The following is a 10,481-nucleotide window of genomic DNA, read 5'->3' on the forward strand; positions in this document are numbered from 1 at the left end:
CAGTACTTCCGAGGTTAAGTTGCTCCGCTTGTTGTTAAAACGACCATCTCAATATATATGACTCAGCTAATTTTCGGACGTCCCCACTTTTGGAAAGGTTATCCTTCATATATACCATCACTGGTTCACTTGCGTTCCGTTCCAACAACCGCCATCAGCTTCCTTCAGACCCTTCCGTCGCCGGAAACGCCCTTGCTTACAGCTTGTCTTCCCAATTAGCCAGGTGACAGGTCTTCTTTCAGACCATTAGCTCGGCAACATGCCTCGCAAACCAAAAAAAGCCTCGGCATCGAACCGGAGGCTTAGGTAGCAACAAAAGCAATTTAGTCTCAAATATATGAAATCGGGAATGCTTTATGGCCGTTTTTTTAGACTTAATCCTTCGACTTGGATCGTTGCACCAATCAGATTTCTTTTTAGCACAAAATGTAGTGTTGAGGCTATCACCTTTGCATTTTTACTGATATATACGGTAATACCATTCTGTTGAAAAATATCAAACGCTTCCAATTGATCTGGTTTCGTAAGTGAAACCTCAGAGAGCTCAAAAGTTGGACAACATCCACCCCCGGTGGAACTGATCGTGAGTGTCAAATCGTTTTTTCCTTTTTTATGCATGTATGCTAAAACTGCGGCGTCTATCTTTAGTTTAAATGAATTGTCCATCTTTATCACTCCTATTCCATTTTATTTTTCGGCAATATGATTGTAAAACAACTACCTTTGTTTAATTGACTTTCGGCTTCAACCATGCCACCATGGGCAGTTACTATTGACTTAACAATGGCGAGACCAATTCCGGAACCACCGGTCATGCGGTTTCGGGATTTATCCGCACGGTAAAACCGCTCAAATACATATTGAAGTTCATCTTTTGGAATACCGATTCCATTATCACTAACACTTACTTGAACAAACTGCTTATCTTCAGAAATATGAATTTTTATAGTTCCATTCTCTGGTGTATATTTTACCGCATTAGAAACTAAATTTATGAGAACCTGGCTGATTCTATTCTGATCTGCATAGATGGCTGAACTGTCCCCACTAATCGATACGTTCAACATTTTTTTATTAATACCTACTTCAAAGTTACCAACTGCCTTTTCGGATAACTCAGTCAGATTGATTTGTGTTTTATCAAGTTTTAAATTATCACTTTCAACTTTTGCCAAATTCTCTAAATCCTGAATGATTTTGCCGATCCGCAATATTTCATCGTGGCAACTTTGCAAACGTTCGTTTGTGGGTTCCCAGATCCCCTCAATCATGGCCTCAATATGGGTTCCGATGGATGTAAGAGGGGTTCGTAATTCATGAGCTACATCTGATGTCAATTGTTTTCTTAACGATTCCTGCTTTCCCAGTGAATCGGCCAAATGATTGACAGCAACAATGAGTTCATTTAATTCTCTGGTATTTGAGCCTTCGGCGATGCGCACATCATAATCACCATCAGAAATTTGTTTTGTGACCGTGACAGTATTTAGGATTGGACTGCTTAATCGTTTAGCCAGGATTGTTCCGACGATAACTGAAAAAATGAGTGAGAAAAGTCCGATACCGATTAAAATTGTGTTGAGTGCATACAAAAACTGAAAATCATCAGCGCTTAAAAAGTACGGTCCAAAATAACTGATATGTGCGGTGCCAATGACCTCCCCGTCTTTCATAATCGAGATGGTCTTTGACATAAATTCACCATTCATTTGCGGGTATTTCGTGTCCATTCGATGTGAAATATCATCCATCACTTGTGTACACAAGGACATATCGCAGGTTTCAGCATCCCAGATCGTTTGATTCTGCAAATCATAAACCTTAACAATATACCCGTCATAAAGTGCATACATGCCAATGGTATGAACGAAATCAGCATCCCATGTTTTTGTATTCAGATCATATTGCCGACTCAAACTATCTGTTATTTCCTGAGTTCGTTTCTCCTGCTGAATGGTAAGATAATTAGTAAATTCTTTTTCTATTAAAATATTAGATAGAAAGCTGATCGAAGCTACAGTCAGTAACATTATCAGAGCAATAGTCAGCGATAATTTTGTTCTTAAGCTATGTTTCATAGCAATCTCCTAATCCAAGATTAATTGGATGCCTTCATTTAAAGAAGTTTCATCAATAGCGCCTTGAAAACTTGTTGCAATTTTGCCGTCAGCGTTGATAAAGAAAGTAGCTGGAATAGATGTTACTTCATAGGCATATGCAGCTTCCTGTTCGGTATCAAAATATACTGGGAAATCAAAGCCCTGTTCACGTACATATTGAAGACCAGTTTCTGTCGTTTCGCGTTCACCATCAACATAATCAACCATTAAAAATGCAATCTCATCCTTTTTTTCGCCATATATTTTGTTAAAATGAGGCATTTCACTTTTACAAGGTGGGCACCATGAAGCCCAGAAGTTCAGTACAATGGGTTTCCCTCTAAAATCTGAAAGTTTAACCGGATTTCCGGCTTCATCGATGACAGTAAAGTCCGGAGCAGCCTTTAATGGACTTTTCTGAGATAGAATTTTTTGTGTTGTACTATTTGCGATAGAATTCTGCTGATAAGAACTTGATAGATAGGTATAACCAAAATAGACGATACCTAAAAAAGCGACAAATGTAAAGATAGCAATGACTGTTTTTATTTTACTACTCATAAAGCTCCTTATATCGTGAATAACGAAAGAAAATATCCCATTAATCCGGTGGCCATCAGAATTCCGATCATTACAAGAAATATGCCTGAAATAAAATTGATGATACGATAATTCCGTTTTATTAAATTGAATGTTGTGGTTAATCGTTCAATTAACAGTGCACTCAAGATAAAGGGAAGACCCAGACCAAGTGAAAATGAAAATAGCATTAATATGCCTTTTAAAGCATCCCCACCGGAAGCCGCCAACATCAATACCGATCCTAAAAATGCGCTGACGCAAGGGGTCCAACCTATGGAGAAAACAATTCCAAATACAAGGGATGATAAAAAGCCTACTTTAAACTGTTCCTGTTTCATATGGTGATTCATCCTTAAAAAAGGAAGCTGTAATAGACCCATAAAATTTAAACCAAAAAGGATGACAATGATTCCGGTGATTACATGTAAGCTATTCTTATTTTGAATGAAAACATTCCCGATCACCCCCGCAAATGCACCCAATAACACAAAAACAATTGTAAAACCGAGCACAAAACCAAGGGCATTTATAAATGCATTCGACTTATTTCCGTTGCTGGTTTGTCCCGCAAAATACGAAATATAAACAGGTAGCAGGGGCAGTAAACAAGGAGAAATAAAGGTGATAATACCTTCCAGAAACGATATAAAATAGTTCATTTGAATATCCCTTAATAACCATAACGAAAAATGATTAATTTTATATCTGTTACGGAGTAGCCTTCGTTTTCGACTGAATATATAAAACTGTCTAATCTCGTCACTTCTGCATCAAATTCAATTGTTATATTCTTTTTAGGCAAATCAACTGCTACCTCTGCTTGTGCATCGATCTTAATGATTGTTTCCATTAATTCTTGTCCGCAAAGGCCACTGGATAAACCTTCAATATTGAGTGTCATTTGTACCATTTCTTTCACCTTTTAATCTATGTAAAATTAGGTGTTGGGAAAATACAGCAACACGCCTATTCACAAAATTCATACTTAGTAAAATACAAAATCATTCTTTAATTTAAAAATTGAATGACTTAGCATTAATAACTTCAATTCAATATTTTCGTAATCACAGGCAGTGTTTTGACGTTGTTTTTTATAGCCCGATCGTATAATTTTATAACGACTAATGATAAACCGAATCCGATTATACCACCACCAACTTGAAACCCTACCAATGATTGACCAAGCTGATTTGCAATCAACCAACCAATCGCCGCTCCCGCGGCGGCGGCAAATAAAGGAATCGCATATACCACAAAGGCTGCGAGTACCATACTTGCACTGTGCATCTCAAATGCTACTTTTTGTCCTGGTTTAGCCGAAACGGCATTGCGAACGTCCATGACAATAGCACTATCTCCAGGGCATGCTCCACAGTTATCGCAATCCCCATGTCTGGCGGCCTTGACTTTTGCCACATTTCCATTTACTTCAATAACAATCCCAATTTCTTGCTGTTTCATTTTCATTCCCACCTTTTAAAATTTCAATCCGTTCTGATTGATGAATCGATTATGACTTACGTCCATATTGGACCATACTATCTGTTGTTTATAAGCGTCTTTACTTTTAAGCAAAGACGCTTATAACAACTTTTTAACCGTATCAGCATGTGACATCTTTGAAATTTTTTAAGGATATTGGTTTTATACTATTTACGGTTATTTGCATTAGTTTTTCAGATTTGTCCTACTACATTGAAGTCTTCTTCTTCGATGGCCGCTTTAAAACTCTCAAAGGTTAAATTATCTGAATCGTATTCGATTGCCACCGTTTTTCCAGGAAGATCGACGATGACACTCTCAACACCTTCAAGTTCGCCAACAGCATTTTTTACAGCTCTTTCACAGTGAGCACAGGACATACCTTCGACATTTAAAATTATTTTTTTCATTTTTTGCACCTCATTAAATTTTATTTAAAATATTTATTTTGAGTCGTTATTCTAGACTATTTATTTAATACTAAACGGTTTTAAGAATTTATCAACTTCAATGGGTTGTTTATCTTTATCTTCGATTTTTACCTTGGCAAAAACCCAGCCTTCAACTTTTGTCGGATCAACACCGGCATCAATAAACATCTGCGGATTGAGCACAAAGACGATATCCTTGTCATTGGTACTCATGTCTTTCGCCCATTCAAACGCATTGCCATCACCAAGATCGACCCCATAGTGGTCAAGGGCGGTATGATATTTAATATTTTCACGTTTTAAATTGACAATCTGTTCATAGGAGGCTAGCGGTGTGACTTCGCCTTTATAGGTTAATTTTTCATCACCTAACATGGTTCCGACCATAATCTTATCGCCGATAACCATCCCGGCAGGGAGTTTGGTGACATCAAGTCCGGCATCGATGAATGGTTTCGCAGCCACTTCCAGCATCACATCGTGAGGTGTGCCACTGCTGTAATCTTTACTCCAGATAAAACGGGCGGTTCCATCCGGTGCCGACAAAGACCATCCGCCATTCATCTCGTCTTCGGCAATTTGATCAGGGATTGCCTGAAGAACCGCATCAAATGATGTGATAGAGGTCTTGCCAACAACATCTGCCTGCTGGCAACCAGATAGGACAACTAATAACAATGCTACTGCCCCTACTAAAACAATTTTCTTTTTCATAATCATATCTCCTTTTTATTTTAAGTTTATTTTTTTACTATTACTTATTACTTTTTATGGCTTGAACCCTTTTAATCTCAGTGCATTGGTGAGTACCGAAACCGAACTCAGTGACATGGCCGCGGCTGCAAAAATGGGATTCAGCAATGGCCCGCCAAACAGATACAGCAGTCCGGCGGCAATGGGTATTCCGGCAACGTTGTAGCCAAATGCCCAAACTAGATTTTGCTTGATGTTCCGAATGGTGCTTTTGCTGAGCTTGATAGCCGTTGGCACATCCATAAGATCACTTCGCATCAGTACGATATCAGCGGATTCCATGGCGACATCGGTACCAGAACCAATCGCGATGCCAATGTCAGCCTGTGCCAATGCCGGTGCGTCATTGATGCCATCCCCAACCATGGCCACTTTTCGGCCTTCAGCCTGGAGTTTTTTTACTTCGTTTGATTTATCTTGGGGCAATACTTCTGCCAGAACCCGATCAATGCCAACTTGTTTGGCAATGGCTTCGGCTGTTTTTTTGTTGTCGCCGGTAATCATCGCAACTTCAATGCCCATTTCATGAAGTTTGGCAATAGCGGCTTTACTGCTGGCTTTGACAACATCGGCAACGGCAATAATCCCGGACAGCGTGCCATCCGTAGCAATGTACATCGGAGTTTTTCCTTCTTCAGCGAGCCGATCCGATTCATTTTCCAGAGTAATCAGCGAAATACTGTTTTCATCCATCATTTTTCGGTTCCCCAACAACAGCCGAGAGCCGTCAACTTCGACTTCAATCCCGTATCCAGGAATTGCTTTGAACTTATCAATTTTAAGTGTTTCCAGGTTTTCCTTTTCGGCACCTCTGACAATCGCTTCACCCAGCGGATGTTCCGATCCTTTTTCAGCCGAAGCGGCGATTTGAAGCAGCCAATTTCGCTCAATCCCGGAAGCTGTCACAATGTCGGTTACTTCGGGCTTGCCTTCAGTAATAGTTCCGGTTTTATCAAAAACGATGGTATTAATCTGATGGGTGGTTTCCAGCGCTTCGCCGCCCTTAATCAAAATGCCATACTCCGCACCCTTTCCGGTCCCAACCATAATGGCGGTTGGCGTTGCCAGACCAAGTGCGCATGGGCAGGCGATTACCAGAATTGAAATGAAAATGGTCATTGAAAACACTAATGACTGACCTGTGAAATACCAACCTGCGAAGGCCAGAACGGCAATCACAAAGACAATCGGGACAAAATAACTAGAAACAATATCGGCCAGCTGAGCAATCGGTGCCTTTGAGCCCTGGGCATCTTCCACCAGTTTGATGATTTGAGCGAGGGCTGTGTCGCCGCCAATTTTTGTCGCTCTGAATTGGATCACACCATTTTTATTAATGCTGGCTGCATATACCATATCCCCTGATTTTTTATCGATGGGCATGCTTTCTCCGGTGAGCATCGATTCATCAATGGCGGTATTTCCTTCAATGACGATCCCATCAACCGGAATTTTACCCCCGGGTTTGACCAGGATCACATCATCAATTTCGACCTCATCAATGGGTGTTTCAATTTCGGCGCCATCCCGGATGACAATGGCCGTTTTAGGCGCAAGGCCCATAAGTTTTTTAATTGCTTCGGAAGTTTTTCCTTTGGATACGGCTTCCAGATATTTTCCTAACAGAATCAAGGTAATGATAACCCCGGCGGTTTCAAAATACAAATCTTCAACTGCCCCGAAATTGCCTGAACCGATCTGATAAACAGAATAGAGGCTATAGAGAATCGCTGCTGAAGTTCCCATTGCGATCAATGAATCCATATTGGGACTGCGCTGGATAATGGCTTTGAAACCGACACTGTAAAAACGGTGGCCGGCGATGATAATCGGGATAACCAGAATAATTTGCGCGATGGCATAGGTCAGCGGATATTGCATCGGTTCCAGAAAGCTGGGAATCGGTAGCCGCAACCACCAGATCATTGCCCCCATGGCCAGATATAGCAATGGAATCCCAAAACTGGCCGATACGATCAATTTGGTTTTAAGCGTTCGGATTTCCTTTTCTTTCCGCAGTTTATCTTCATCAACAGCCGTTTTTTTCTCTATTTCCAGTGCCTGATACCCAGCTTTTTCAATTGCCTGCCGAATGGCTGAGAGTTTTACCAGCTGGGCGTCGTAGTGAATGGTGGCTTTTTCAGTGGCCAGATTAACCGACGCACTGATTACTCCTTCAAGTTTTCCCAGAACCTTTTCAATTCGCGATGCACAGGCGGCACAGGTCATCCCGCCAATGGGGATGGTAACTTCACTTTTGGTGGAAACTTCCACGGTTCCGTATCCGGCTTTTTCAATGGCTTCATTGATTTTTTGCCGGGATGTCTCTGCCTCATTGTATTCAACTGACAGGTTTTCGGTGGCAAAGTTAACCGATGCACTGTTTATCCCTTGCATCTTATTGACTACTTTTTCCACCCTGGCCGCACAGGCCGCACAGGTCATTCCGGTTATTTTGACTGTTTCTTTGTTCATTAAATTCCCCTCCTCTTGCGCTTCAAAATAATATTTATCAATTGTATTAATTTACTAGTTTTTTATTGGTTAATATCGTCTACAACAGTAATCGTACTTCCTACCATTCCCATCCAACAGGAATATTGGATAGTCCCTGATTTTGTCGGTGTAAATTCAACCACATTTTCTCCGACATTCAGTTTTTGTTCCACACCGTAACTTCTGATGAGCATTTTATTATTACAGCCACTCAGGTCACCATTTTCAGCAGTAATGGTCCATTTAACTGGTATACCCGTTTGTACGACAATCGGAGCATAACCTCGCTCAAGAGTGGTCGTTACTGTTTGAACCCCATCACTCACTGTGGCTTTGGTTCCGCCATTTGATTTGGCCCCGGAACTGCTGGTACTCTGTTGTGTTGTCGTATTTTGAGTCTCACTGCTTGATTGTGAGGAATTCGAATTAACAGCAGTTCCTCCTGTGTTTCCCGAACTTCTGGTGCAACCAGAAAGTAAGACGATCCCAATCAGAGCGATCGCTAACACGCTTCCTAATAAATAAAATGATTTTTTCATTTTTTAAAACCTCCTTTTAATAATACCCTTTATTATCTTTTAATCAACAATTGTTATATTGCTTTTAATCATCCCCATCCAACAACTATAGGGGATTGTTCCTGTTTCAGTTGGGGTGAATTCGATGATATTGTCACCGGCCACTAATTTCTTTTCAATATTGTATTTAGGAATCAATACTTGATTGTTGCACCCATTTATATCACTCTCGTCTGCCTGGATGATCCATTTGACGGGTACCCCGACATGGACTGTGATTGGTTCATAACTATTCGGTGAAAGCTTCGTTGTAATTGTCTGAACCCCCTGGTCGACGGTTGCTGTATTGTTTTGCTGCGCTTCATTCGCCGCTGTAACACCACCGGTTAAGGACGGAAGTCCAATACCGGATAAACTCATACCGTTACTGAACATAAACACACCCAGTATCAGGACTAATACGGCACTGGCGGTCATCATTTTGCTGGTAAATTTTTTGCTGAGAAATGAGCTGATCGCTCCCAGTCCAAACATCAGCGGCACCGTTCCCAAACTGAATGCCAACATCGATAAGGCACCCTGTACCGGATCACCGGTGGAAAGTGCATAGAGTTGCATCGCCTGGAGTGGTCCGCAGGGCATTAAGCCATTTAAAAGTCCGACATATAAGGGACTGTTACTTTTTTTCTGTTCATTGATCTTCCTGGCGAAAATCTTGGGCATTCTGGGATTAAACTTGCGCAACCAGGGGAAAATATTAAGCATATTTAAGCCCATAATTACCATAAACACCCCTGCCATAACAGCGACAATTCCTTTTGCGGTTCCTGAAAAGCTGACGACTGATCCTAGTGCTCCGACGATCCCGCCGACAATGGTGTAAGAGATCACCCGTCCGGTGTTGTATAAAATGCCGGGTCTGAGATTTGCGGTTTTCTTTTCACTTTTGATACTTGCATTGGGAACGCATTGTGAAAGATTGATCCCTCCACACATAGCAACGCAGTGGATCGATGTGAGTAAACCGATTAACAATAGTGCGCCGTAACCCACACCCTGTTTTGCCTCCGGAAACGAGTTGAAGATATTAAAACCGCCAAAGTAATTAATAATCACGAATGCGGCAATGATGATAATGCCGGTTCCTAACACTTCATTGATTTTATTTTTCTTTTCAACGGTTTTGTTCTTTTGTTTTTCACCTGCACGTTTCACATGATAATCCATGCTTTCAATGGTCTGCACAATGGCCGACAGCTTTACACGATCTGGGTCATATGTAAAACTGACCCGTGAACGCGGATAACTTGCAGTGACATTGGTTACACCATCAAGCTTTTTAAGTTTATTCTCAATTCGATTTTCACAATTAACACAGGTCATTCCACTCACTGAAAATGTCTTTGTTATTGGTTTTTCTTCCATGGTCATTCTCCTTGTCACTTCTTGTCTATAGGAATAATAACAATAACTTTTGTAGAACTTATGGAGATAAGAAATTATTTAAAAAATTTTAAAAAAAATAAAGCAATGTATCAATTATTCCAATACATTTACTTTATTTAAAATGATGCATGTTTCTGATCTGATGCTGGATTCACTGGAAGAAGCATGATTTTAAAACGGTTACTGTCAAAATTTATTTCAATTAAAACTGCCAACTATCTTGACAACTACCGATTTCGAGAATACCAACAGTCGGTATAAACGTTCAAACTTTTGGGTTCAGATCATTATTGACCAGCTTACTTTATATAAAAAAAGCACCTTCAAACTGATATAATTTTCATCATTTCGAAGGCAACGATACTATTCAAATAAATATTGGAGTGTTATCATAAAAGTGCAGTCCCAAATTGCAAGGAAATGAGGTAAAATAAAAATAAAAAGGACTGACTAGTGATGAAAAAAGTATATAGTGCCGAAGAACGCTATGAAGCGTTGAAACTGGCAAATGAGATCGGCAACAAAGCGGCTGCAGAGCGATTAGGTATAAAGCTCGATACCTTGTACACGTGGATCAGCAAAGCTAAAACCGGAAAGGTTGGTTATTGTGATAATCCAGGGAATATCCCAATAACAGATCCCAATCGTTTAAAACAGCTCGAAAAAGAGCTTCG

The 10,481-nt window shown here is 40.5% G+C and carries 12 protein-coding genes; 1 reads left to right on the top strand and 11 read right to left on the bottom strand.

Features of this window, described 5'->3' with window-relative positions; all coding sequences use genetic code 11:
- Positions 1 to 354 precede the first annotated feature (354 nt).
- The 11 genes from A3KS_RS0116400 to A3KS_RS0116450 form a co-directional block, all read right to left on the bottom strand.
- The gene (locus A3KS_RS0116400) at positions 355 to 666 is read right to left on the bottom strand and encodes a CC/Se motif family (seleno)protein (RefSeq protein ID WP_026395824.1); all 312 of its coding nucleotides are present in this window, start codon (positions 664 to 666) and stop codon (positions 355 to 357) included.
- Between the two features lie 11 nt (positions 667 to 677).
- On the bottom strand, positions 678 to 2,078 hold the full coding sequence (locus A3KS_RS0116405) for a sensor histidine kinase (RefSeq protein ID WP_026395825.1): 1,401 nt from the start codon (positions 2,076 to 2,078) through the stop codon (positions 678 to 680).
- A 9-nt stretch (positions 2,079 to 2,087) separates the two neighbouring features.
- Positions 2,088 to 2,660 (bottom strand): TlpA family protein disulfide reductase, encoded by a 573-nt coding sequence (locus A3KS_RS0116410; RefSeq protein ID WP_026395826.1) that lies wholly within the window; start codon positions 2,658 to 2,660, stop codon positions 2,088 to 2,090.
- Positions 2,661 to 2,668: 8 nt separating this feature from the next.
- Complete coding sequence (locus A3KS_RS0116415; protein WP_026395827.1) at positions 2,669 to 3,340, bottom strand: cytochrome c biogenesis CcdA family protein; 672 nt, start codon at positions 3,338 to 3,340, stop codon at positions 2,669 to 2,671.
- Positions 3,341 to 3,351: 11 nt separating this feature from the next.
- A complete protein-coding gene (locus tag A3KS_RS0116420) occupies positions 3,352 to 3,591 on the bottom strand; it encodes a heavy-metal-associated domain-containing protein (protein ID WP_026395828.1) in 240 nt (79 codons plus the stop codon).
- A gap of 134 nt (positions 3,592 to 3,725) precedes the next feature.
- Positions 3,726 to 4,142, bottom strand: a complete 417-nt coding sequence (locus A3KS_RS0116425) for a SoxR reducing system RseC family protein (RefSeq protein WP_026395829.1) — start codon at positions 4,140 to 4,142, stop codon at positions 3,726 to 3,728.
- Between the two features lie 215 nt (positions 4,143 to 4,357).
- Complete coding sequence (locus tag A3KS_RS0116430; RefSeq protein ID WP_026395830.1) at positions 4,358 to 4,573, bottom strand: cation transporter; 216 nt, start codon at positions 4,571 to 4,573, stop codon at positions 4,358 to 4,360.
- Between the two features lie 60 nt (positions 4,574 to 4,633).
- On the bottom strand, positions 4,634 to 5,308 hold the full coding sequence (locus tag A3KS_RS0116435) for a hypothetical protein (RefSeq protein ID WP_026395831.1): 675 nt from the start codon (positions 5,306 to 5,308) through the stop codon (positions 4,634 to 4,636).
- Between the two features lie 54 nt (positions 5,309 to 5,362).
- The gene (locus A3KS_RS0116440; RefSeq protein WP_026395832.1) at positions 5,363 to 7,822 is read right to left on the bottom strand and encodes a heavy metal translocating P-type ATPase; all 2,460 of its coding nucleotides are present in this window, start codon (positions 7,820 to 7,822) and stop codon (positions 5,363 to 5,365) included.
- Between the two features lie 62 nt (positions 7,823 to 7,884).
- The gene (locus A3KS_RS0116445) at positions 7,885 to 8,382 is read right to left on the bottom strand and encodes a hypothetical protein (protein ID WP_026395833.1); all 498 of its coding nucleotides are present in this window, start codon (positions 8,380 to 8,382) and stop codon (positions 7,885 to 7,887) included.
- Positions 8,383 to 8,421: 39 nt separating this feature from the next.
- Positions 8,422 to 9,786 carry an urease accessory protein UreH domain-containing protein gene (locus A3KS_RS0116450; RefSeq protein ID WP_026395834.1) on the bottom strand — a complete coding sequence of 455 codons (1,365 nt, stop codon included), beginning with the start codon at positions 9,784 to 9,786 and terminating at the stop codon, positions 8,422 to 8,424.
- A 477-nt stretch (positions 9,787 to 10,263) separates the two neighbouring features.
- Here A3KS_RS0116450 and A3KS_RS21695 point away from each other — a divergent pair.
- A partial coding sequence (locus A3KS_RS21695; RefSeq protein WP_026395507.1) for a transposase occupies positions 10,264 to 10,481 on the top strand: 218 nt, incomplete at its 3' end.

Source organism: Acetobacterium malicum subsp. dehalogenans DSM 11527, assembly GCF_000472665.1.
Taxonomy (GTDB): Bacteria; Bacillota; Clostridia; order Eubacteriales; family Eubacteriaceae; genus Acetobacterium; species Acetobacterium malicum.